The following is a 23,108-nucleotide window of genomic DNA, read 5'->3' on the forward strand; positions in this document are numbered from 1 at the left end:
AAATAGGTCAGCGGAGACTGTATAGTTCAGCTTATGCTGACCATTGCTTCTCGTCTCGACGTCATGAACCGGCTCGGCCGCGCCATGGCTGATCCTACGCGTTCTCGGATTCTCATGACTCTGCTCGGTGGCCCGAGCTACCCCGCAGTCCTGTCCCGTGAGCTAGAGCTGACGCGCTCCAACGTGTCGAACCATCTCACCTGCCTGCGTGACTGCGGGATCGTTGTCGCCGAGCCTGAGGGCCGCCAAACCCGCTACGAGATCGCCGACCCGCATCTTGCGGCTGCGCTCGTCGCGCTCGTGGACGTGACACTGGCGGTCGATGAGCACGCGCCCTGCGTGGACTCAGCGTGCATGGTGGCTGGCTGCTGTGGGACGGGGGCTGACGCGTGAGCGAGGCGTGTGGCTGCGAGCACGAGCCTGCCGCGACGGCAGGCGAAGAGATCGAAGAGGCCGAGCGGCCCTGGTGGAGAGACCGCGGGGTCATGGTGCCGGTGTTCTCCGGCGTTGCGTTCCTGGCCGGTCTGATCTTCGAGTGGTCCGGGCTCGAGATCCCGGCACTGGTGCTGTTCTGGGTCGGACTGCTGCTGGGCGCATCGACGTTCACGCCCGGCGCGATCCGGAAACTGTTCAAGGGCAAGCTCGGCATCGGGCTGCTGATGACGATCAGCGCGATCGGTGCCGTCATCCTCGGGTACGTGGAGGAGGCTGCAGCTCTGGCGTTCTTGTACTCGATCGCGGAGGCGCTTGAGGACAAGGCGATGGACCGCGCCCGCGGCGGACTGAGGGCACTACTGAAGCTCGTGCCGGAAACAGCGACCGTGCTTCAGAGCGGTGTCTCCGCGCAGGTGCCGGCGAAAGAGTTGACGGTCGGCCAGGTCATGGTGGTCCGCCCGGGTGAGCGGATCGCGACTGATGGGGTCGTGCGTTCTGGTCGCTCCAGCCTGGATACCTCGGCGATCACCGGGGAGTCGATCCCGGTCGAAGTTGAGCCCGGGAATGCGGTGTCGGCCGGTGCGATCAACAGCGCCGGTGTCCTGGAAGTCGAGGCGACCGCTGCGGGCACCGATAACTCGCTCACGACGATCGTGGAGCTGGTAGAGAAAGCGCAGACCGAGAAGGGCGAGCGTGCCCGTCTGGCGGACAGGATCGCCCGCCCGCTCGTACCCGGAGTACTGATCCTCGCTGCGCTCGTCGCGATCATCGGGTCGCTGCTGGGCGACCCGGAGGTGTGGATCACTCGCGCACTCGTCGTGCTGGTCGCCGCTTCTCCGTGTGCGCTGGCAATCTCGGTTCCGCTGACGGTCGTCGCGGCGATCGGTGCGGCGAGCAAGTTCGGCGTGATCATCAAGTCCGGCGCCGTTTTCGAGCGCTTCGGCACGGTCCGCCACGTTGCCGTCGACAAGACCGGCACCCTCACCCGCAACGAACCGGCGGTCACCGCCGTGCTCACCACAGATGGCGTTACGGAGGCTCAGGCGCTGGCGTGGGCGGCCGCGTTGGAGCAGCACAGCACCCATCCTCTCGCCTCAGCGATCACTGCCGCAGCCCCGGGGACACCGGGAGCTGCAGATGTGACCGAGCAGGCCGGGCACGGCATCGACGGCACCGTCGACGGATCGAGAATCACCGTCGGCAGTCCCCGCTGGCTGAACGCCGGCGACCTCGCGGAGCGGGTCGGCGAGTTGGAAGAGCAGGGCATGACCGTCGTGATCGTCCACCGCGACGGGTCACCGGTCGCCGCGATCGGCGTTCGGGACGAGCTGCGCCCGGAAGTCCCCGAGGTCGTCCGGACACTCACCGGCCAGGGCGTCGGGGTGACGATGCTCACCGGCGACAACGCCCGGACCGCTCGTGCACTGGCGGCACAGGCAGGGATCAGCGACGTGCGCGCGGAGCTGCGCCCGGAGGACAAGGCGACCGCGATCGGGGAACTGTCGACGGCGGGACCGGTCGCGATGATCGGCGACGGCATTAACGATGCCCCGGCCCTCGCTGGCGCGGACATCGGTATCGCGATGGGCGCGACCGGCTCCGACGCAGCGATCGAATCCGCCGACGTGGCCTTCACCGGCCATGATCTGCGCCTCATCCCGCGGGCGTTCGACCACGCCCGGCGCGGTCGACGGATCATCAACCAGAACATCGTCCTGTCGCTGCTGATTATCACCGCACTGCTCCCGCTCGCGCTCTTTGGCGTGCTGGGGCTCGCCGCGGTCGTCCTGGTCCACGAGGTTGCGGAGGTCATCGTGATCCTCAATGGTCTGCGTGCCGCCCGCACCCGCACGCCACGGTTGGGAAGCTGATGCTCGCCACCATCGGTTCAGCGATCGGCCTGTTCGCGGCGACCAACATCGACGACATCGTCGTGCTTACCGTGCTGTTCCTCGCTTCCAGTCGAGGGAAGCCCCGGCCGTGGCAGATCGTCGCGGGCCAGTATCTCGGGTTCATCACCCTCGTCGTGATCAGCGTGATCGCCGCTCTCGGTCTCACCATCGTTCCGGACGAATGGGTCGGTTTCCTGGGTCTGATCCCGCTCGGCATCGGCATCTGGACGCTCATTCGCGGCCTGCGCCGTAACGGCGATGACGATGATGACGACTCCAAGATCACCGCGGTCGGACTATGGGGTGTCGCGGGTATCACGATCGCCAACGGGGCCGACAACATCTCCCTCTACACGCCGATCTTCCGCACCAGCGCCCCCAGCGACGTCGCGATCATGATCGTCGTGTTCCTGGTCCTCGTCGCGGTCTGGTGCGCGGCCGGCCGGCTGATCGGCACCAACAAGGCTGTCACCGAGGGGCTGGAGCGCGTCGAGCACTGGCTCGTACCGGCCGTGTTCATCGGCCTGGGCCTGTTCATCCTGATCGAATCTGGGGTCATCGTCCGTCTGATCGAGGTGCTCGCATGACCTCCTCCCAGGCAGAGGCTCATCCGCCCGCTGCGAGCAAGCTGTCGTCGACCCGGCGGCGGCAGCTCACTGGTGGAGCGCTCTTGATCGCCGTGGTCGTCGTGCTGATCGATCAGGGAACCAAGGTGTGGGCCGAAGCGACCCTCACCGAGCGTGAGCGCATCCCGCTGATCGGTGACCTGCTGGGTTTGCAGCTCGCCTATAACCCCGGAGCGGCATTCTCCTTCGGGGAAGGCTTCACCTGGGTGTTCGCACTGCTCGCTGTCGCAGCCACCATCACAGCGATCGTGTTCGCGTTCCGAGTGCAACGCGTGGGATGGGCGATCGTCATCGGCGCGCTCGGCGGCGCTGCCGCCTCACACGCAGGCGACCGCCTCTTCCGCGACCCCGGATTCGCCCGGGGGCACGTCGTAGACTTCCTCGCCTACGGCAACTGGTTCATCGGGAACATCGCCGACATCGTGATCTTCGCCGCAGCGATCACCGGAGCAGTTTTCATGATCCGCACAGGCGATGAGACCACCGAGTGAGATCCGTTGTGCGGTGGTGGGATATCCGTCAACTGGCTCTCTACATCGGCGCGATCGCCGTGGGGGCGGCCGTCGGGCTGATAACGCCGCAACTTGCTCCGAGCCTCGAGCATTCGATTGAACCGGCACTGATGCTGCTGTTGTTCGCGACGTTTCTCGGCGTCCCGCTCATCGAGGTGAAACGCGCGTTCCGCGATATCAGGTTTCTAGGCACGGTGCTGGTGGCGAACTTCGTCATCGTGCCGATGCTCGCCTGGGGCCTCTCGCGCTTCGTGGTCGATGACCGGGGACTGTTGCTCGGGGTGTTGTTCGTCCTGCTGACCCCGTGCATCGATTACGTCATCGTGTTCGCCGGTCTCGCAGGTGGCGCTGGCGCACGACTGCTCGCAGCCGCGCCACTGCTGATGTTGGTCCAGATCCTGCTTCTGCCGGTGTTCCTGTTCCTCTTCGCGGGCGGCGCTGCGCTCGATGTGGTCGACATCGGCCCATTCATCCGGGCATTCCTGTTGCTGATCGTGGTCCCCCTCTCCGCAGCAACGGTGGTGCAGGCTGTTGCGCGTCGTCACCGGGGAGGCCGCTTCATAGAGAAGATCATGGCGGGCGCGATGGTGCCGCTGATGATGGTGACCCTCGCTGTGGTCATCGGCTCCCAGATCGCCGCTGTTGGATCGCAGATCACCGCCCTCCTGCGCGTCGTACCGCTCTACATCGCCTTCGTCATCCTCGCCGTCGCGATCGGGAAGCTCGCCGGCCGGGTCGCACGACTAGAGGTCCCCGCCACCCGCGCGGTGATGTTCTCCGCCGCGACGCGCAACTCGATCGTCGTCCTACCGCTCGCTCTCGCTCTCCCTGCCTCGATGAGCATCGCCCCGCTCGCGGTAGTCACACAAACCCTTGTCGAACTGGTCGCGATGATCATCCTCGTCCGTGTCGTCTCCCTCCGCGGGCGCGAACCGCGGCCCAGCCTCCCGGGAAACAGCTAGGGGCCAAGAAGCGACAAGAGAATCCGAAAGTGATCGGGTCGGGCATCGTGTGAACGTGAACTATCACCCCCGCTACAGCAACCGTCAACATGCGCTGACTGTACAGCTGGTAGTGTCTAATCGTCGGCTACCCTGATTCCACTTCGAACGTAGGACCGTCCAATGATCCGCCCCGCCCTCACTGAGCGCGCTACCGCTGCGCGCACGAGTGGGCTAGCGGCGAGGCTGCTGATCGGCCTGGGGCTAGCATTGACGCTCCTGGTCGGATCGTGGGTGGCGACGCACGCGGGGACCGAGGACCTGCAGGTAGCGCCTATCGCGGAGCTGATCGCCACGAACGACTTGGGTGTCGTGCCCGGCGTGATGGCAGACGGTCATGCTGGCGAGGCTGAAGACCTTGGTGCCGCCCTATGTCTTTTGGGAGTGGCGTGCGTGCTGGCGCTCGTCATCTCTGCCTGGCGAGCACCGTCTCGCACATGCAGCACTGGACGTGTGACGCGGAGGGTGCGAGAGACAGTCGCGCGCCAGCCGTCCCAATCACCGATGCTCACACTCACGCAACTGCGCGTTTCCCGAACCTGAATCACGATCAACTCCCTCTCATCCGTGAAAGCACGCGGATTCTCGCGCTATCAAGCGCGTTTACTGAGTTCCCAATTTGGAGTAGTCGTGACCAACCCGTTCGGGGTGGCTTCCACCACCCGCGCCACACCATCTGATCCCCAGCGAAAGTTTGAACACACGTTTCGTGCCGTCGCCGCGATGGTCGCCGTCGCCACCGTGCTTACAGTCACGGGCTGCACGTCCCAAAGTGACCTCGCTGATGCGATGAACAACGGCACCGGTTCCACCAGCGTCGACGAGCGCGTCGTCGAGATACCTGCGGACGAGCGCGGCGAGACGGTGGTATTTGCCGGCGTCGACGAGCGCGACAACCCGATCAGTAGCGGCGAATTCGCTGGCGAGGTCTACGTCGTGAACTTCTGGTATGCGGCGTGCGGGCCGTGCCGGGTCGAGGCGCCGCTGCTGGAGGAGGTGTGGCAGAGCTATCAGACCGAGGGGGTGGGTTTCATCGGGGTGAATATCTACGACCAGCCTGCCACCGCGTTGTCCTTCACGGAGGACTACGGGATCACGTACCGCAGCGTGATCGACATCGTCGACGGGAAGACGAAGCTCGCGTTTGCGGCGGTCACCCCCATTCAGGCGACGCCGACGACTCTTGTTATGGACCGCGAGGGTAGGGTCGCCGCGCGAATCATCGGTCAGCTACCGGCCGCGTCTATCCTGTCCACCCTGATCGCAGACGCGCTGGCGGAAAGCGAATGAATGCCGAGGGGCTCATTTTCGACGGTGCGCTGTGGGTGGCTGTGCTCATCGCCATGCTGGCGGGGCTGATCTCCTTCGTCTCCCCGTGTGTGCTCCCGTTGGTGCCCGGCTACTTCGGCTACCTCGGCTCTTCCCTCTCCAGCTCGCCGACACGGACTCCCGCTTCTGGTCGTGGACGACTGTTCGGTGGGGTGGCATTGTTTGTGGCAGGGTTCACGCTCGTGTTCATGACCGTCACGGTGCTCGGTGGGGTCGCGGGGATGTTTTTCCTCGAGTACGCCAACATCCTCACTCGGGTGCTCGGAGTGGTCGTCGTCGTTCTGGGTCTGGTCTTCATCGGGGCATTCCCCCGCACGCAACGCACCCTCCGACCCCGTTTCCGCGGCAACCTAGGCCTGCTCAGCGCGCCGCTGCTGGGAATAGCGCTCGGGATCGGGTGGACGCCCTGCATCGGACCGACGCTCGCGGCGATTATGTCGGTGTCGTGGAATCTCGGGGACCCCGGCCGTGCTGCGCTGCTGGGGCTGGCGTACTCACTCGGCCTGGGCATTCCGTTTTTCCTACTCGCGCTCGGACTGGGCTGGGCCACCCGATCGGTTGCTTTCCTCCGCCGTCATATCCGGGTAGTCAACATCATTGGCGGCAGCATGCTGATCGCGCTGGGTGTGCTGATGGTCACGGGCATCTGGGGCATGCTGATGTCAGTTCTGCAGGGGGTGATGCTCAGTGTCACGCTCCCTCTCTGACCAGCTTCCTGCCGACCCCTCTCGACCCGCCGATCACATCGATCAGGAAGAGCCGGACACCGTCACGTCCCCGACGCTGGGAGCCGTCGGGTGGCTGCGGTGGGGGTGGCGGCAGCTGACCAGCATGCGCACCGCCATCCTGCTGCTGCTCCTGTTGGCCATCGCATCAGTTCCCGGGTCCATTTTCCCTCAGCGCACTGCGGACCCCAACGGGGTCGTCCAATACTTCCGGGACAACCCGGACCTGGCGTCTTTCCTCGACGGCATCCAGGTGTTCGATCTGTACAACTCTGCCTGGTTCTCAGGTATCTACCTGTTGCTTTTCATCTCCTTGATCGGCTGCATCATTCCTCGCACCCGACACCATTGGAAGGCGCTCCGCTCCCGTCCACCACGCACCCCGGCGCGGCTCAGTCGGCTGGGCACCCACCTCCACGTTGACGTCCCGCCGAAAGCTGAGGACATAGGCGCGGACGCGGACGCGGCGATCACCGCCGCGACAACAGATCTGCGTCGACGCGGATACCGTGTTCAGCGGTATGACACCGCCCGCTCGTGGTCGGTGTCGGCCGAACGCGGGTACCTTCGAGAAACCGGCAACCTTCTCTTTCACGCATCTCTCGTTGGGGTGCTGGTCGCTGTGCTCGCCTCCAGCGGGTTTTCCTACACCGGGCAAAGGGTCATCGTTGAGGGGACCACCTTCGTCAACACCCTCAACGACTACTCCTCGTTCAGCCCCGGCAGGTTCGTGAACGGTACACAGCTGGACCCATACTCGCTGACCCTCGACAGCTTCGAGGTCAACTACGTGCCCTTGGGGTCTGCCGGGGCCGGCCAAGCAGGCGACTTCGCCGCCAACCTCACTATCCGTGATGCCCGCGCCGGGACAGAGGGCACGGAGAAGGTGCGCGTGAACCACCCCATCACTGTCGGCAGTGAACGGGTTTACCTGCTTGGAAATGGCTACGCACCCACCATCACCGTCAGAGATCCTGAGGGGACGATCGTGTACAGCGAGTCGCAGCCCTTCCTCCCGCAGGACTCCATGATGACCTCGCTCGGCGTCATTAAGGTGCCGGATGGGCTTGCCGAACAGATCGGGCTCATCGGGTTCTTCTACCCAACCCAAGGTGTTCTTGACTCCGGGGCGTTCACCTCGGTGTATCCCGACCTGCTGAATCCGGTCGTCACGTTTAACGTGTTCTCCGGCAGCCTCGGCATCGACGACGGCGTACCCCGGTCGGTGTACACCCTCGACACCACCGACATGACCCAGCTCACGGGCGGCGGTAGCGGCACGGAGTCGATCGAGCTCACGCCCGGGCAGACCGCAGACCTTCCCAACGGGTGGGGAACTGTCACCTTCGAGGATGCGTCCGACGGCTCGGATCCGCTGGCAGCAGTGAAGAGGTTCGCGTCGTTGGATATCAAACGTGACACGGGTGGAACATGGGTGCTCGCCTTCGCCACCCTCGCCACCCTGGGCCTAATCATCGGCCTTCTCGTTCCCCGACGGCGGGTGTTCGTCAAGGCATCCGTCGTCGGCTCCCCGGTAGCACCCTCCCTGCACCTGGAATTCGCCGGCCTCGCGCGAGGAGAGGACCCGCAGCTTCCGGACGAAATAGCCCACCTCCGCGACAACCACATGGCCCGCCGCGGAGGCTCAAGCCCACAGATGCCCCGCCGAAGGAAGCCATGATGAAGTCCTCCCGGAAAGTCACCCTCATCACAATCGCTACCGTGATCGCGCTGTCACCGGCGCGATTATCTACACGATCGCCACCCGTCCAAAAGCGTCCACAGACGACAATGCCGCCGCACTTATTGGTGCTCGCGCCAACTCGCACGTGTTGGACAGCGCTGGACCCGATCCCCCGACACTGGTGGAGTTTCTCGACTTCGAATGCGAGGCCTGCGGGGCGTTCTACCCGTTCACCACGGTGATCGCACTTGGTGCGATCACCGGTTTCGCGATGGCTGGAATCAGCCATCGGCACTTCCACTCCAGCCCCCGTTCCGCCCGAGGAGAAACTGATGCCTGAACCCGAATCCCTGACCATGGACGGCATCGCTCTGCTGTTGGTGTGGACCGCAATTGCCGTATATCTGCTCGCGTTCGTCGCCTACGCAATCGACCTTGCCCAACGCTCAGTGCGCCGCGATGAGGTCCAACGGGTACCCGCGCTCGTGGCCGCCAACGGCGAAGCAAAGGCGCACGATACCGACGACGAACGCCCAACACTGAACGAAGTCCGTACCCGGCCAGGCCAGCGGCAACGTCTGCTCTGGGCGCGCATCGGCACTGTCCTGACCGGGTTCGCGTTTATCTTTCACCTCGCTGGCACTTTAGGGCGAGGGATCGCCGCAGACCGGGTCCCGTGGGCGAACATGTACGAGTTCGCCCTCACCGGTACCCTGCTGGTCGTCGCGGTCTACATGGTCGTACTCCGCCGGTACGACCTACGCTTCCTAGGCTCGTTCCTCATCGGCATGGTCGCGCTACTGCTCGGGGGAGCGACCCTTGCCTTCTACGTCGAGATAACCCCTCTGATGGATCCACTCAAGAGCGTATGGCTCGTCATCCACGTCTTCGTCGCCTCCCTCGGCACCGCCCTCTTCGCCATCTCCTGCGGACTATCAGCCACACAACTCATGCAGGCCCGACGCGAGCGACGGATCGCGGCGAAAGGCGAGGCGGCGAAGATGGCCGGGGCGGGATATCTGCGCACGCTCCCGACCGCCGAAACGCTGGAGTCCCTCGCCTATAGGTTCGCGATCGTCGGGTTCATCTTCTGGACGTTCACCTTGGTCGCCGGATCAATCTGGGCCAACGATTCCTGGGGACGATACTGGGGATTCGACACCAAGGAAGTTTGGACGTTCGTGATCTGGGTGCTGTACGCAGGCTACATCCACGCGCGGGCGACCCGCGGCTGGCGGGGCAACCCGTCGGCATGGCTGTCGATCGTCGGCTTCACCGCAGTGCTGTTCAACTTCACGATCGTGAACGTGTTCTTCAAGGGCCTGCATGCATACTCCGGCCTCAACTGACGATCAACGCCGCTTCACTAACAAAGGACGCACCGCTCCGTGTTCACAGCACTGCTAGATCCCGGCCGGCCTCCACGGTCGCAGGCGGGTACGGGTACCCTCCACCGTCGCAATAACTTCTACGTGTGGGACCCACGTTGAGGGGCGATCGTAGTCGAAGATTGGTAACCGCGTGCCTGGTTGCACTCTCGATGGCTGTCATCGACCAGGGCACGAAGGCCCTGGCGCTTGCGCAACTGAGCGAGCAAGAGCGCACTCCGCTAGTCGGTGATCTGTTCGGCATGCAGCTCGCTTTCAACCCCGGCACCATTATGTCTTTCGGCTCAAGCAGCACCTTTGTGTTCACGGTGATCGGAACCGTAGCCGTAATTGCGTTGTTCTACGCCGCATGGCGGGCGACATCCACAACGTGGGCAGTCGCCATCGGATTTGTTTGGGGTGGAGCGGCCGGGAACCTCATCGACCGCCTCTTCGCCCCTCCCGGGTTCGCCCGCGGTCACGTCACCGATTTCCTCGCCTATGGCAACCTCTTCATCGGAAATATCGCCGACGTCGCCCTCGGAATCGGTGTCGGACTCGGCATCCTCCAGATGCTCCGCAGCCGCCAACCGCAACCGTCCAGTGAACATGCAACGGAGATCTCCGCCGACGAGAAGTAACCTCGGTTTATCAAGGTGAAACGCGCATTCCGTGACATCTACGCTTATGGCACGACGTGAGGAGGAGATATGGCGGCTGTGCGCCTGATCTACAAGCGGCCCGATGGTAAGTGGGCATGGAAGCTCACATCCCAGGGCCACGTCATCGCCACCGACGGGGGACGAGGCTATAGAAACGAAGCGGATTGCCGGCGGATTGCCGACGCCGTCATCGGGGGAGCCTTTTCCGACGCTGAGACGAGAGTTCTCCGCTAGCTCACATCAGGCAGACATCCTTAGTAGCACTCAACGAGGGGTGTTCATGTTCAGTCTCGGCAGTGGCAGCGTTGATGAGGCACTCGCGGTCGGCGATCCGCTCCGATATGAATTCTTTGACGCGGCGACCACGCCGGAAACGATCGTTTCCGGCGAACTCGCGTTACACGTCACCGGACGCTCGCCGCTAACGCCCGCCGGTATCTGCTTTCGGCAGGCGTTTCCGGCGTTCAGGTAGCTGATCTGGCTGCCCTCGCTCGTCGTCTGTCGATGCGAGTTGGCGTGGTTGGTTTCGTTCCGCGCGGAGTTGTTGCTCGATCTTGGCGTGTGCTTATCGCTCGCTGCGGTCGGCTCTGACGATGGACCGCAGGACGAACCAGAATGCCGCGACGACGGCGATCGTGGGGATGACGGACCAAAAGGCGTTGGTCCAGTAGTCATTGAGATTCATCCGCGCCTCCCGGGGGGTTCACGCAGCACGAGCGCCAGTCCGACGATCGCGAGGATGAACGCTGTTTCGTAGCTTCCAAGCGTGTATGCCCAGAATGACCATTGGTCTGGGACGGTTGTGTCGATGAGGAGATGAGCTGCGATCAGTGCGACGGCGACCAGGAGGAGGATGGCCCCGCCACGTACGAGACGATCGTGACGCAGCCGCGGGGACAGGCGGCTGGTGGGCGTGACTGGTTGAGCAGGAACGTCTCGTTGTGGTCTGAGAGGAGCAGGGTACGGGTGGCGGGTCATCTGAATATGGCTCCGATGAGGTAGAAGCTCGCAAGGGCGAGAAGTAGGGCGAGGACTGTGGCGCACGCGACGAAGACGGATATGCGTCGGAAGGGATTGCGGCGGGGGACCATGGGTGGCCGTTCTGGTGGTGGCTTTCTCTACCGGGCGGGGGCGAGGATGGTTGTGTCGTCTGCTGTGATCTGGACGATGCCGCGGTCGTCGACAACGATGAAGCGTTCGTCATCGATCGCGGTGAAGGCCTGAGCGGCCCCTTGAAGCGCGTCGAGGCGTTGCCATGTTCCTTCGGTATTCTGTGACCAGAGGGCACCGTCGGTTCCGACTCCTGCGAGCGAGCCATTGGGTTTGGCGTCGAGTGTGTAGAGCAGGGGGGCGTCGGCGATGGGGGTGAAGGTGGCGCCGTTGTCGGTGCTGAGGAGCAGTCCTTCTTCTGAGGCCGCGTAGAGACCGTCGCCGTTGGCGGCGAGGTCTGCCGCGGCAAGCGTTGCGCCGCGGGTCCATTCGAGACCGTCGTCAGTGCTGATGAGCAGATCGACGCCATCGGACGCGATCCCGTAGAGAGTGCCGTCCGGTCCGGCGGTGAGGACATGGAAGTCCGTGCTGCCAGTGAGCGCGATCGGTGACCACGACTCGCCGAAGTCGTCACTGCGAATGACACCTAGGTTCGGGGAGCCGAGCTCTGCGGGTGTCTGTGTGCCCGGGTGTCCGGATGCGAAGAGGGCGTCGTCGAGGACGGTAAAGCCCATCGCATCGAAATCGTGGCCTCCGATGGGACCGGCGATCGCACCTTCGGGTGTGAGGGTGAAGAGCCCTCCGTGGGTGGCTACGAAGAGGTCCTCACCGCGGGGGTCAGCGGCAACACCGTGAATGTGTTGGATGACGGGGGGGACCGCGTTGGTGCCGGAGGCCTGCGGCACGGCGCAGCCGGTGAGGGCGACGGCTACGAGAGCGATCGCGAAAGCGGGTAGGGGCGAGTGGCGGTTCATGAGACTCCGACTTGAAGAAATGCATGCGGGTGCGCGAGCGGTACGCGAATGAGAGTCGCGACAGGGCACCAGCGCGGTGGCGTGGGTTACTGCGAGATGGCCAGTTCGGGGGTGCGGGCGAGCGCCGCACCCCCGAAGGTAGATCAGAGTGTGGCGAGGAGATCTTTCATCGTGGCGATCTCCGTGGTCTGCGCCTCGATGATCGTCTCGGCCAGAGCGACCGCGTCGCTGTTCTGGCCGTTGTCGACCTCTTCTTGGGCCATCTCGACGGCACCCTCGTGGTGCTGAATCATCTGCTCGAGGAACAGGCGGCTGGCGTCCGCACCGGTGGCATCCTCGAGAGCCTGCATGTCATCCTCCGACATCATGCCACCGCCGTGATCCATGCCCTCCATGTCGGAGGTATCAGCGCCCCACTCTTCGAGCCACTGGTCCATTTTCTGGATCTCGGGCTCCTGCGCGGCCTTGATCTCTTCCGCAAGAGCGACGACACGTTCGTCGACACCCTCCTTGCTAAGGAGCATGTCGGACATGTCGATGGCCTGGGCGTGGTGCTCTTTCATCATGCTGGCGAACATGATGTCGGCGTCGTTGGCGTCCGCGGACGCCGGGGCCGAGGTGCTGCTTTCGTGGTTCATGCCGGGCATGTCGCCGCCGGAGGTGGTACCGGCGCAGCCGGCGAGTCCAAGCACTGCGGCGAGGGTGAGTGCGGCTGTCGCCGCAAACCGGGTCTTCATGATGGGGTTCTCCAAGAGTCGATGATGGTGCCCAGCGAGAGAGGCTGGGCGAGGGCGTTACCCGCGGAAAGCGGGCGCGCCTGCCATCACGTGCGACTGATGCAGAGAACGGTGAGAGACGGAGGCCGCAGCGGATGCAGCGCATCCCGGAGATGTAGGCGGGACACGGGCGTTCCCGGGGAATGTGCGACGGTTCGCCACCAGGCGGACGGCCGGGCGAGCAGCACGACAGCGATGAGGAGCGCGAGAACGCAGGCCATCCACGCCATGCCGTGATCGTCAGAACACGTGGCGCACCCCGCCTCGTCCACCGCTGCGGCGTCGCCAGAGGCGTGTGCGGGGTGAGCATCGGCATGCGCGGGTGCGACGGCGATGGTCTCACTGTGCCCGGAGGGCATGGTGTGCGTGTTCATCGAGTGCATCGCCAGAAGCCCGAAGATCACGGAAAAGGCGACGGCGACGACGGTCAGGAGGGTGCGGGTGAGGGTGCGCTGGTCATGCACGCGCCGTGCGATCGTCATCAACACTGTCCCACCTCCCTTTCTTCCAGGGTACGTCGCCGCCGCCCATGCGCCTACTTGTCGACGACGGCGTCCGGGCTGAGGTTCAGCCGTCGCAGCAACTGCGCATTCAGCGCGACAACGATCGTGGATAGTGACATCAACACCGCACCGACCGACATCGGCAACACGAACCCGACGGGGGCGAGCACACCGGCAGCCAACGGCACCGAGAGAAGGTTGTACCCGGCGGCCCACCAGAGGTTCTGTTTCATCTTCCGGTAACTGGCCCGCGACAGCTCAATCACGGAGATCACCGATCGGGGGTCGTCGCTGGCGAGGATGACACCTGCGGAGGCGATCGCAACGTCCGTTCCTGCACCGATCGCAATCCCTACGTCTGCCTGGGCGAGGGCGGGGGCGTCGTTCACGCCGTCACCGACCATCGCGACCTTGCGGCCTTCGTTTTGCAGTTCTTTCACCTTGGAGGCTTTGTCCTCCGGACGGACCCCGGCGAAGTACCGGTCGATACCCAGCTCGCCGGCGACGGACGCGGCGACCGCATCGGCGTCACCGGTGATCATCACCACCTGCACGCCCCGTTCGTGGAGCGCATCGACCGCGTTACGCGACTCGGACCGGATCTCATCCGCCAGGCGCAGCGCGCCCGTCACCTGACCGTCAACGAGCACGTGGAGGATGATCGCACCCTCACCGCGCCACTCGTCGGCCACCGGCAGCTCGGTGGCGTGTTCTTGCTCGAGCATGTACGGGCCGCCGACCTGCACGACGTGTCCGTCGACACGGGCACGCACCCCCACGGCGGGGGAGGATTCAAAATCGGTCGATCGCGGAACGGTGAGGTTCTTCTCTTTCGCTGCGTTGACGATCGCACGGGCGAGGGGGTGCTCGGAGTCCGCTTCCGCGGCCGCCGCCCACGCGAGCAGCTGATCGGCGTCGGCCCCTGTGACGGGATCGATCGCGGTCACGGCGGGGGTGCCCTTGGTGAGCGTGCCGGTCTTGTCGAACAGGATCGTGTCGACGGTGCGCATGCTCTCCAGGGCGAGACGATCCTTGATCAGCACACCTCCACGGGCGGCGCGTTCGGTCGCTATCGACACGACCAGTGGGATCGCGAGACCCAGCGCGTGCGGGCAGGCGATGACCAGCACGGTGATGGTGCGGATCACGGCTGCCTCGGGCTGGCCGACGAGAGTCCACACAATCGCGGTGATCGCGGCAGCGCCGAGCGCGAACCAGAACAGCCACCCCGCTGCCTTATCCGCGAGTCGTTGCGCCCGCGACGATGAACTCTGCGCCTCCGTGACCAGTTTCTGGATGCCCGCGAGTGCGGTGTCTTCACCAATGGCGGTGATCTCTACCCGCACCCCGGAATCGGTGGCTACGGTTCCAGCGATTACCGGGTCACCATCGCTGCGGCGCACCGGCCGAGACTCTCCTGTGATCATCGACTCGTCCATGCTGGCCGAACCCTGCACGATCCGCCCATCCGCGGGGACCCGCCCGCCCGGACGCACCACCACCACGTCTCCGACCTGCAGATCAGCCGGTGCGACGGTGACAGTGGTGTCTCCGTCGACCTTCTCCGCCTCGTCGGGCAGCAATGCGGCGAGGGAATCCAACGCCGACGTCGTCTGGGCGAGGGAACGCATCTCGATCCAGTGGCCGAGCAGCATGATCACGATCAGCAGCGCCAGCTCCCACCAGAAATCCAGCTCGTGGTGCAGCAGCCCGATGCTCGCCCCCCAGGAGGCGAGGAACGCCACGGTGATCGCGAGGGCGATCAGCAGCATCATCCCCGGTTTGCGGGCACGAAGTTCACCGACCGCACCGGTCAGGAACGGGGCACCGCCCCACACGTACATCACCGTTCCGAGAGCCGGTGACACCCACGCGACCCACGCCGCGTCCGGCAGCGGGTACCCCAGGATCATCGAGAACATCGTCGAGAATCCGACCACCGGCACGGCGAGGAGCAGCATGATCCAGAACAGGCGCCGGAACTGCCCCACATGATCCCCGTGGCCGCCATGCCCGCCGTGACCGGCGTGATCTTCGTGGCCGCCGTGCCCGGTGTCTTCGTGCGGTGCAGCGTGATCGTGGCTCATCGCCCCATGGTCGTGCTCCGTCGTTGCCGCCGCCGTGTGGTTGCGGTGCGCGGTGTGATCGGTGTGTTCGTCGTGCTGGCTCATCGGAGACTCCTTGCTCAGGTGCGCCCGGGGTAAGCCGGACGCCGACAGATGCAACTCAGGGCTGGCTGGTCGCGAGAGCGTAGCCGGCCTCCTCCACCGCAGCCTTCACAGCGGCGGGGTCAACCGGGGCGGTGCTGCGGATGGTCACCCGGGAGGTGCCACCCGCGTTGAGATCCACGGTGACGGACTCGACACCGTCGACAGCGCCCAGCTCCTCACTGACGCTCGATGCGCAATGCGAGCATGTCATCCCGTCGACGAGCACCTCCGATGTGACCGCAGAATCGTCGTGGACGGCTGTCTCTGTGTTCGATGGGGCAGCGCAGCATGCGCAACCAGCGTTCGCATCCGTCAGTCCCAGCTCGATGCGATCAGTCATGGTGTTCTCCTTTACTAAACAGACGTGTGGTCATGAACGAACCAGGCGGGCGATGGCTTCGTTGGCCTCACGAACCTTCTCCGCTGCGAAGTCGCCACCCTCAGCACTTGCCTGAGCGACGCAGTGACTCAGATGATCGCTCAGCAACGACAACGCCACCGTCTCCAGGGCCTTCGTCGCCGCAGAGACCTGCGTAAGGATGTCGATGCAGTACTTGTCCTCATCAACCATCCGGGAGATCCCCCGCACCTGGCCTTCGACGCGATTCAACCGCTTGCGCAGGTCGTCCTTGCTTCCGTCGTACCCGTTCATGCCTCGAGCATACCCCCTGGGGGTATCTAACTCAATGTTTTCGCTTCTATTCCCGCTAGGCGAACGTGGTCGCCGACTCTGTTCAGCTCACAGGCTGATCTGCGCAGCGCGGCGGCTTATCAATACCGGGTTACCAGACCCCAGCGGGGTATTCAAGGGCCTCAGTGCGCGGGCGATGCGAGCGTACTTTCGTGGCTCACGAAAGGAGTTCTCTCATGACCGTCACCGAAGAAATGCTCAGCACGTATCCGAAAGATCTGGGCGGAATTGATCAGAAGAAGCTCGTCGACTGCATCGACGCGTGTCTCGCGTGCGCGCAAGCCTGCACCGCATGTGCCGACGCTTGCCTCAGCGAGGACATGGTTGCTGACCTAATCAAGTGCATTCGCGCGAACCAGGACTGTGCAGACCTTTGCGTAACCACCACCCGGATCCTCTCCCGTCGCACCGGGCACGACGCCAGCGTCACCCGTGCCGCGCTCGAAGCTTGCCGAGCGGCGTGCCTGAGCTGTGCTAACGAGTGTGAACAGCACACCATGCACGAACACTGCACGATCTGCGCTGAGGCATACCGACGCTGCGAACAGGCGTGCGTTGCACTGCTGGAGTCGCTATGACAAGCCAGCACGCCGACAACGGTTCACGCCCGCCGGCCGGCCACTCCCAGGGGAAGAATCAGGGCGGGATGTCGAGCTACCTTAAGCTCGCCGTCTCGCTATCGCTCAGCTTCGTTGTGATGTACTTCCTCACGTTTGCGATGATCAACGTCCTGGACGATCTCTTCCTCAACATCAGCAACCTCTACATGGCACTGATGATGGTCTTCCCCATGGGCATCATCATGGTCATCGTCATGTGGAAGATGTTCCCGAACAAGGCCGCGAACATCAGCTTGCTCGTAGGTTTCGCCGCGCTTTTCCTTGTCGCCTTCTTCATGGGACGCTCGGAAGCGTTCGTCGGTAACGACCAGTTCCTCCGTTCCATGATCCCGCATCACTCTCGAGCGATTCTGGTGTGTGAGCAATCAGACATCAGCGACCCGGAGATCCAAGATCTCTGTGAGCAGATCATCTCGTCACAGCAGGAAGAGATCGACCAGATGAATGAGATTCTCGACCGTCTCGACGATTAGTGGGGCGTCGGCACCACCCTTGCGACGAGTGGACCGGCTACCGCGCTCATGACGAGCGGACCGGATCACCGCCGTCGACAGGGTCCGGGTCGACCAGGCAACCTTACGCCTCAGCCTTACGCGAGAGCTGCCGAAAACGATCGTTTCCGGCGCGGTATCACTTGGTTGCCGGGGCGGTCGCCGCTAACGGGAGCCGGAACCCCGTTCTGGCATGGGCCTTCGGTTGGTGCCGCGACCGGACTTGCTAGCGGTCGAGCTGCGGAGGGCGCGTTTGTGGCGGGCGTACTCTTGTCCGATGACTCGACCTCTCACGAAGTGGCATTCCGCGCACGCAGAGCTCGACCTACGTCGGGATGTGCCTTCCATAGCCGCGCCGGGAGAAAGAACGGGGCGATGATGTTGGCGACGCATCCGGGTGAACCCCACCGCGGCGATCTCGCTGGGCGGCTCAACTGGCTCAGAGCCGGAGTGCTCGGCGCGAACGACGGCATCGTGTCGGTCGCGTCGCTCGTCGTCGGTGTCGCGGGGGCGACGACCGATTCCGCGACGCTGCTCGCCGCGGGTGTCGCCGGTCTCGTCGGCGGTGCGATCTCGATGGCGCTCGGGGAGTACGTGTCGGTGAGCAGCCAGCGAGACAGCCAACGGGCTCTGATCGAGAAGGAACGAGGAGAGCTGGCCGATAATCCTGCGACCGAGCTCGAGGAGCTGGCGGGCATCTATCAGGCGAAAGGTCTTAGCCCGGCGACCGCACGCCTCGTTGCGGAGGAGCTCACCGCGCACGACCCGCTGACCGCGCACCTCGAAGCGGAACTAGGCATCACGGAGAATCAGGTGGTCAGTCCGTGGGCGGCGGCGGGGGCCTCCGCACTTGCCTTCGCACTCGGAGCGCTGCTTCCGCTCTTGGCGATACTGCTCCCGCCTCCCGAGATCCGGGTGCCGGTCGCTTTCGCGGTGGTGCTGCTGGCGCTCGCGCTGACCGGATTCCTGAGCGCGAGGATCGGCGGGAACCCCGCGCTGAGGCCCACGATCAGGGTGGTGCTCGGTGGGGCGATCGCGCTGGTGGTCACGTTCGCGATCGGTACGCTGCTCGGGACGAGTGGCGTTGCCTGAGAGACAGATATGAGTTGCCTATCGGGAGCCGTTCCTTAGACCTGTCTCAGAGTCGGCGCAGCACGATTCCCCTATGACCACTCTGACGACGAGACCGCGTGCTTCCGTCCCCGCCGCTTCCCCTGAGCCACGGCGGGCAGCCCATGGCCGCGCGCGGGTCTGGCGTGCAGCGGCGATCACGGTGATCTGGGCGACCAGCCTGTTCGTCGTCGCTTTGTGGATCGCCTGTGGTGGAGTGACCGCAGTCCTGGGAGTCAACGCCGAGACCGTCACGACGCTCGGACGCCTCACCGGGTTGGTCGCGGCGAATCTGCTGCTCTATCAGGTGCTGCTGATGGCGCGCGTCCCGCTGTTCGAGCGCGGATTCGGTCGCGACGGGATCACGCGGCTGCATCGCTTCGTCGGATTCTGGTCGTTCTGGTTGATGGGCGCGCACATCGCACTGCTCGCGGTGGGCTACGCGATGGCTGCCGGCATCAACCCGCTCGTCCAGCTGTGGAGCTTCATCTGGGAATACCCCGGCATGCTCCTGGCGACTGCCGGCACTCTGCTGATCCTGCTCGTGGTCGTCACCTCGATCCGGCGTGCTCGTCGGCACCTGCGGTACGAGTCCTGGCACCTCCTGCACCTGTACGCGTACCTGGGCGTCGGGCTCGCGCTGCCGCACCAGCTGTGGACGGGCGCCGACTTCCTGTCCTCACCGATCGCGACCGTCTACTGGTGGTCGATCTGGGCGCTCTCCGCAGGATCGGTACTGCTCTTCCGCATCGGGATGCCGCTGCTGCGGTCCACTCGTCGGGCCCTGCGGGTGGCGGGGGTCGAGGCGGACGGTGCTCGGGGCGTCACCATCCGGGTCACCGGTCGCGACCTCGCGACGCTCGGTGCCAGGGCTGGTCAGTTCTTCGTCTGGCGGTTCCTCGATGGACCGGGCTGGACTCGCGCGCACCCGTTCTCGCTCTCCGCTGCGCCGGGAAGCGAGCTGACGTTGACTGCCCGTGTGCTGGGCGACGGCACGCGACGCCTCACCGCGCTGCTCCCTGGCACCAGGGTCATCATGGAAGGACCATACGGGGAGATGACCGGTGAGCGCAGGACCGGGACGAAGCTGCTTATGATCGGCGCAGGCGCCGGGGTCGCACCGCTCGTCTCGCTGCTCGAGACGGAAGGCTACGGACCGGGAGAAGCGATGCTTATCACCCGGGAGTCCGCGGCCGAGGACGCTCTTCGGCAGGAGGCCATCGCTCACCTCATCAGTACCCGTGGCCTGAGCTACCTGCCGTTCATCGGCCCGCGATCTTCCGGCGCGTCGAGCTGGATCCCTGCCACGCACGAGGCGTGGTCGGGCGCAGATCTCCTCCGCCATCTCGTGCCGGAGCCGAAGGACCACGACGTGTTCATCTGTGGCGGTGAGGCCTGGATGAAAGACCTCAGGCGCGACCTGGTTGGCGCCGGGTTCCCCGCCCATCGCATCCATTCCGAATCGTTCACGATCTGAGCAGGGAGACGGCCATGAAGAAGATCCTCTACACGCTGCTCGCGACCGTCAGCGGACTCGTGCTGCTGTTCAGCTACCGAACGTCTCTGGAGGCGGTCACCCCGACCGACGCCAGTGCGGCGACAGCGGGCAGTTCATTGACGACCGCCGAGACCGGCGCGAGCGGCTCGGGAACCACATCGACGAACTCGGGAACCATGTCTGGCACCGGCCTCGCCGACGGAACCTACACCGGCGCATCATCGCAGACCCGCTACGGGCCGGTGCAGGTGCAGATAACCGTCTCCGGTGGACAGATCACGGACGCACAGGCGGTCGATTACCCGAACAGCAACGGTCGGGACCGGCAGATCAACGGCACCGCGATCCCGAGGCTCGTCTCGGAGACGATCCAGGCGCAGAGCTCGAAGATCCAGATGGTGTCCGGTGCCACATACACGAGCGGTGGCTACCTCTCGTCGCTGCAGAGCGCGATCGACCAGGCGCAGAGCTGATGCGTACCGCGAATGAGGTGACGCGGGTCTGGGTCGAGGAGATCATGGGCATTCCGATGAGCATCCATCTGATTGCTCCGGGGGAAATGACCGACGAGGGCGCCGACCGGGCAGTGCGAGCATGCTTCGACGAACTGCGTGACATCGACCGGGTCTTCTCGACATATCGCACTGATTCCGACATCAGCCGCATCCGTCGCGGTGAACTCTCCATCGCCGACGCTGACAGCAGGGTGGCGCTGGTCGCGGATGCCTGCGAACGCGCCGAAGAGGAGACTGGCGGCCTGGTCTCCGCCCGGTGGCGGGGAAGGTTCGACCCGACGGGATACGTCAAGGGCTGGGCGGTGGAAGCTGCGGGCCGTCGGCACCTCGAGCCGCTGCTGGCTGCCGCGACCGCGGTCGGCATCAACGCCGGAGGAGACCTGCAGCTGTTCACAGCCGAGGGAGCCGACTGGCGATGGCCGGTGGGAATCGCCGACCCGCACGACCGCGGTCAGTTGATCGCGGTGGTCGACGTGGTGAACGGTGCGGTGGCGACCTCAGGGACGGCGGAGCGCGGGCATCATATCCTCGATCCGCGCACCGGTAGGCCCGCGACAGGCACCGCGTCGGCCACGATCGTGACCGACGGTCTCACGCAAGCGGACGTCTGGGCGACCGCTGCCGTGGTGGCCGGCCCGGCGAACCGCTCGTGGATCGCGGCTGCGGGGTCGCGCACCGGCATCGTCGTCGATGCTGATCGTCGCGTGACCCGCTGGCTCGGCACGACGATGGTGGACGTGCAGACGACGACGGTCGGTTCGCATCCGATCGGAGGAGACGCACTCGTTCAGGGATGAGCCGGCAGTGTGAGCAGGAAAGTCGTGCCGGATGCTGTCGACCGTTCGACCTCGATGGACCCTCCGGCACGGCGAGCGACATCTCGCACGAGTGAGAGTCCGAGACCGAAGCTGCGAGGGCGCCCACTCTCGCGCGGACGCGCGAAGCGCTCGAAGACCTGCTCGGGCGAGATGCCTTCGATCCCGGAGCCCTCGTCGATGACGCGCACCGTCACGTTGCGGGCGTCCCGCGCGATGCGGATCGAGACGGTACCTCGCGCCGGGGAGTGCTGCACGGCGTTGTCGAGCAGCGCGACCAGGATGCGGACGAGCGTGACTTCCGGCAGCTGCGCCTTCACCTCCTGATCCACGGTGATCGCGAGCGAGACCTCGGAGCGCTTCTCGCTCGTCGTCATCGCTGCGACCGCTGTCGCCGCCGCTGTCGCGACGTCCGCGTTCCCGTCGGCGAACGATTCTCCTTCCGCGGCGATGAGCAGGTCGTTGAGCACGTCGGCCATCATGTCCGCATCGCGCCGGAGGTTGGTGAGACCCGCTCCGAGGTCCTCGCCTCGGTCATGACGGCGTTGCAACACCTGGATACGGCTCGTCAGCGCCGTCAGCGGCGTACGCAGTTCGTGGCTCGCGTCGGCCACGAAGTTTCGCTGCCGACGCAGCGCCTCCCCGAGCGGGCGGACCGATCGTCGAGCGGCGACCGCGGCGACAACCCCGAGCAGCACCACGCCGATCACTCCGAGGATGATCACGGCCGGAACGATCACGTCGATGTCGACGATGAAGTCGTCCCGCGTTCCGGCGGGACCGCCGAACCAGCCGCCGCCGTGCTCCTCGCCTTCGCGGCGCGACGTTGAGAGCACCACCGCGATCAGCACGCCGATGCCGATCGCGACGATCACACCCGACGAGACTCCGACCCAGAGTCCGATGGATAGCGCTGCGCGACGCACGCGTCGATTATCGGCGTCGCTCATGACGGTGTTCCCGCGCGGTAGCCGCGTGCGCGGACGGTCTCGATCATGTCGGGGGACGTCTTGCGCCGCACATAGTGCACGTACGTGTCCACCGAACTCGTCGTATCTCCTTCATGGAACACGGCGCGGAGGATCTCGTCCCGACTGAACACGTGCTCGGGGCTGGTGCTCAACAGCTCCAGGAGCGCGCTCTCCGTCGCCGTCAGCGCCACTCGGATTCCAGATGGATCGTACGCGGCCTGGGCGTCCGGCGTGAACACCCACTCGCCGAGGCGTCGACGTACCCCATCAGCCCTGAACGCGCGTCGCAGCGCCCGAAGGCGCGCCAGCAGCTCGTCGTAATCGAACGGCTTCACCAGGTAGTCGTTCGCTCCGCCGTCGAGACCGGTGACACGATCGTCCACGGTGCCGAGCGCGGTCAGCATCAGGACCGGCGTCGTGATGTGCGCGGTACGCACGGCACAGATGAAATCGACGCCGTCCATGCCGGGGAGGCGTCGATCGACCACCATGGCGTCGTATCGCCTGCTCAGCGCGAGCCGGAGCGCGGTCTCGCCGTCCGCGGCATGCTCGACGTCGTACACCTCTTCCAGCACTTCGACGGTCAGCGCAGCGATCTCCGCATCATCTTCAACATAGAGCAGCGAACCGCGTGGCCCCTGTGCCGAGTCGCCCATGGTCGTCGTCCCGTCTTCCGCGATCGAGACCATCAGCGTACGCCCGGCGCAAACC

The 23,108-nt window shown here is 65.0% G+C and carries 25 protein-coding genes; 17 read left to right on the forward strand and 8 right to left on the reverse strand.

All coding sequences use genetic code 11. The features are described 5' to 3' along the window. The first annotated feature begins 33 nt into the window (after positions 1–33). The 11 genes from cmtR to AC3B5L_RS03355 all read left to right on the forward strand — a co-directional run bounded on the left by cmtR (position 34) and on the right by AC3B5L_RS03355 (position 10,705). Positions 34–393, forward strand: a complete 360-nt coding sequence (gene cmtR, locus AC3B5L_RS03305) for a Cd(II)/Pb(II)-sensing metalloregulatory transcriptional regulator CmtR (RefSeq protein WP_058631451.1) — start codon at positions 34–36, stop codon at positions 391–393. Beyond that, the gene (locus AC3B5L_RS03310; RefSeq protein WP_058631450.1) at positions 390–2,306 is read left to right on the forward strand and encodes a heavy metal translocating P-type ATPase; all 1,917 of its coding nucleotides are present in this window, start codon (positions 390–392) and stop codon (positions 2,304–2,306) included. The genes cmtR and AC3B5L_RS03310 overlap by 4 nt, the downstream gene beginning before the upstream one ends. Continuing rightward, positions 2,306–2,914: a cadmium resistance transporter gene (locus AC3B5L_RS03315; RefSeq protein ID WP_058631449.1), complete on the forward strand. Its 609-nt coding sequence runs from the start codon at positions 2,306–2,308 to the stop codon at positions 2,912–2,914. Before AC3B5L_RS03310 ends, AC3B5L_RS03315 begins: the two co-directional genes overlap by 1 nt. Then, the gene (locus AC3B5L_RS03320) at positions 2,911–3,444 is read left to right on the forward strand and encodes a signal peptidase II (RefSeq protein WP_227751395.1); all 534 of its coding nucleotides are present in this window, start codon (positions 2,911–2,913) and stop codon (positions 3,442–3,444) included. Before AC3B5L_RS03315 ends, AC3B5L_RS03320 begins: the two co-directional genes overlap by 4 nt. A gap of 8 nt (positions 3,445–3,452) precedes the next feature. Beyond that, a complete protein-coding gene (locus AC3B5L_RS03325) occupies positions 3,453–4,427 on the forward strand; it encodes an arsenic resistance protein (protein WP_240747071.1) in 975 nt (324 codons plus the stop codon). Positions 4,428–5,096: 669 nt separating this feature from the next. Continuing rightward, entirely contained in the window at positions 5,097–5,756 is a 660-nt protein-coding gene (locus AC3B5L_RS03330; RefSeq protein WP_307861170.1) for a TlpA family protein disulfide reductase, read from the forward strand. Beyond that, entirely contained in the window at positions 5,753–6,502 is a 750-nt protein-coding gene (locus tag AC3B5L_RS03335; protein WP_058631446.1) for a cytochrome c biogenesis CcdA family protein, read from the forward strand. Before AC3B5L_RS03330 ends, AC3B5L_RS03335 begins: the two co-directional genes overlap by 4 nt. A 124-nt stretch (positions 6,503–6,626) precedes the next feature. Further along, positions 6,627–8,201 carry a cytochrome c biogenesis protein ResB gene (resB, locus tag AC3B5L_RS03340; RefSeq protein WP_307861169.1) on the forward strand — a complete coding sequence of 525 codons (1,575 nt, stop codon included), beginning with the start codon at positions 6,627–6,629 and terminating at the stop codon, positions 8,199–8,201. Between the two features lie 335 nt (positions 8,202–8,536). Beyond that, on the forward strand, positions 8,537–9,553 hold the full coding sequence (gene ccsB, locus AC3B5L_RS03345) for a c-type cytochrome biogenesis protein CcsB (RefSeq protein ID WP_058631444.1): 1,017 nt from the start codon (positions 8,537–8,539) through the stop codon (positions 9,551–9,553). 191 nt (positions 9,554–9,744) lie between these two features. After that, the gene (locus AC3B5L_RS03350) at positions 9,745–10,212 is read left to right on the forward strand and encodes a signal peptidase II (RefSeq protein ID WP_058631443.1); all 468 of its coding nucleotides are present in this window, start codon (positions 9,745–9,747) and stop codon (positions 10,210–10,212) included. Between the two features lie 301 nt (positions 10,213–10,513). Further along, entirely contained in the window at positions 10,514–10,705 is a 192-nt protein-coding gene (locus AC3B5L_RS03355) for a hypothetical protein (protein ID WP_136054584.1), read from the forward strand. Between the two features lie 646 nt (positions 10,706–11,351). Here the strand turns inward: AC3B5L_RS03355 and AC3B5L_RS03360 are convergent. From AC3B5L_RS03360 to AC3B5L_RS03385, 6 genes are all read right to left on the reverse strand, one after another. Continuing rightward, positions 11,352–12,197 carry a F510_1955 family glycosylhydrolase gene (locus AC3B5L_RS03360; protein ID WP_058631439.1) on the reverse strand — a complete coding sequence of 282 codons (846 nt, stop codon included), beginning with the start codon at positions 12,195–12,197 and terminating at the stop codon, positions 11,352–11,354. A 143-nt stretch (positions 12,198–12,340) separates the two neighbouring features. After that, positions 12,341–12,934, reverse strand: a complete 594-nt coding sequence (locus AC3B5L_RS03365; RefSeq protein ID WP_058631438.1) for a DUF305 domain-containing protein — start codon at positions 12,932–12,934, stop codon at positions 12,341–12,343. Between the two features lie 86 nt (positions 12,935–13,020). Beyond that, positions 13,021–13,455, reverse strand: a complete 435-nt coding sequence (locus tag AC3B5L_RS03370; protein WP_058631437.1) for a DUF6153 family protein — start codon at positions 13,453–13,455, stop codon at positions 13,021–13,023. A 53-nt stretch (positions 13,456–13,508) separates the two neighbouring features. Further along, entirely contained in the window at positions 13,509–15,647 is a 2,139-nt protein-coding gene (locus AC3B5L_RS03375) for a heavy metal translocating P-type ATPase (protein WP_168429242.1), read from the reverse strand. Between the two features lie 55 nt (positions 15,648–15,702). Beyond that, positions 15,703–16,026, reverse strand: a complete 324-nt coding sequence (locus AC3B5L_RS03380) for a heavy-metal-associated domain-containing protein (protein WP_060921756.1) — start codon at positions 16,024–16,026, stop codon at positions 15,703–15,705. A gap of 30 nt (positions 16,027–16,056) precedes the next feature. Beyond that, positions 16,057–16,338, reverse strand: a complete 282-nt coding sequence (locus tag AC3B5L_RS03385) for a metal-sensitive transcriptional regulator (protein WP_053095982.1) — start codon at positions 16,336–16,338, stop codon at positions 16,057–16,059. A 215-nt stretch (positions 16,339–16,553) separates the two neighbouring features. On the opposite strand from AC3B5L_RS03385, the gene AC3B5L_RS03390 reads away from it, so the two are divergent. The 6 genes from AC3B5L_RS03390 (at position 16,554) to AC3B5L_RS03415 (ending at position 21,408) form a co-directional block, all read left to right on the forward strand. Continuing rightward, a complete protein-coding gene (locus AC3B5L_RS03390; RefSeq protein ID WP_136054583.1) occupies positions 16,554–16,955 on the forward strand; it encodes a four-helix bundle copper-binding protein in 402 nt (133 codons plus the stop codon). Further along, positions 16,952–17,470 (forward strand): DUF305 domain-containing protein, encoded by a 519-nt coding sequence (locus AC3B5L_RS03395; RefSeq protein ID WP_200838872.1) that lies wholly within the window; start codon positions 16,952–16,954, stop codon positions 17,468–17,470. The genes AC3B5L_RS03390 and AC3B5L_RS03395 overlap by 4 nt, the downstream gene beginning before the upstream one ends. A 393-nt stretch (positions 17,471–17,863) precedes the next feature. After that, the gene (locus tag AC3B5L_RS03400) at positions 17,864–18,580 is read left to right on the forward strand and encodes a VIT1/CCC1 transporter family protein (RefSeq protein ID WP_136042897.1); all 717 of its coding nucleotides are present in this window, start codon (positions 17,864–17,866) and stop codon (positions 18,578–18,580) included. Positions 18,581–18,653: 73 nt separating this feature from the next. Next, complete coding sequence (locus tag AC3B5L_RS03405) at positions 18,654–20,075, forward strand: ferredoxin reductase family protein (RefSeq protein ID WP_490096214.1); 1,422 nt, start codon at positions 18,654–18,656, stop codon at positions 20,073–20,075. A gap of 14 nt (positions 20,076–20,089) precedes the next feature. After that, positions 20,090–20,569, forward strand: coding sequence for an FMN-binding protein (locus tag AC3B5L_RS03410; protein WP_042538263.1), 480 nt, complete (start codon positions 20,090–20,092; stop codon positions 20,567–20,569). Continuing rightward, entirely contained in the window at positions 20,569–21,408 is an 840-nt protein-coding gene (locus AC3B5L_RS03415) for an FAD:protein FMN transferase (RefSeq protein WP_052492863.1), read from the forward strand. The genes AC3B5L_RS03410 and AC3B5L_RS03415 overlap by 1 nt, the downstream gene beginning before the upstream one ends. Here AC3B5L_RS03415 and AC3B5L_RS03420 read toward each other — a convergent pair. Continuing rightward, complete coding sequence (locus AC3B5L_RS03420; protein WP_071043059.1) at positions 21,399–22,376, reverse strand: sensor histidine kinase; 978 nt, start codon at positions 22,374–22,376, stop codon at positions 21,399–21,401. The two genes, AC3B5L_RS03415 and AC3B5L_RS03420, sit on opposite strands and share 10 nt — an antisense overlap. Continuing rightward, positions 22,373–23,086 (reverse strand): response regulator transcription factor, encoded by a 714-nt coding sequence (locus tag AC3B5L_RS03425; RefSeq protein ID WP_228385636.1) that lies wholly within the window; start codon positions 23,084–23,086, stop codon positions 22,373–22,375. Before AC3B5L_RS03425 ends, AC3B5L_RS03420 begins: the two co-directional genes overlap by 4 nt. Positions 23,087–23,108 lie beyond the last annotated feature (22 nt).

This window comes from Microbacterium sp. C-MGS6, assembly GCF_058140415.1.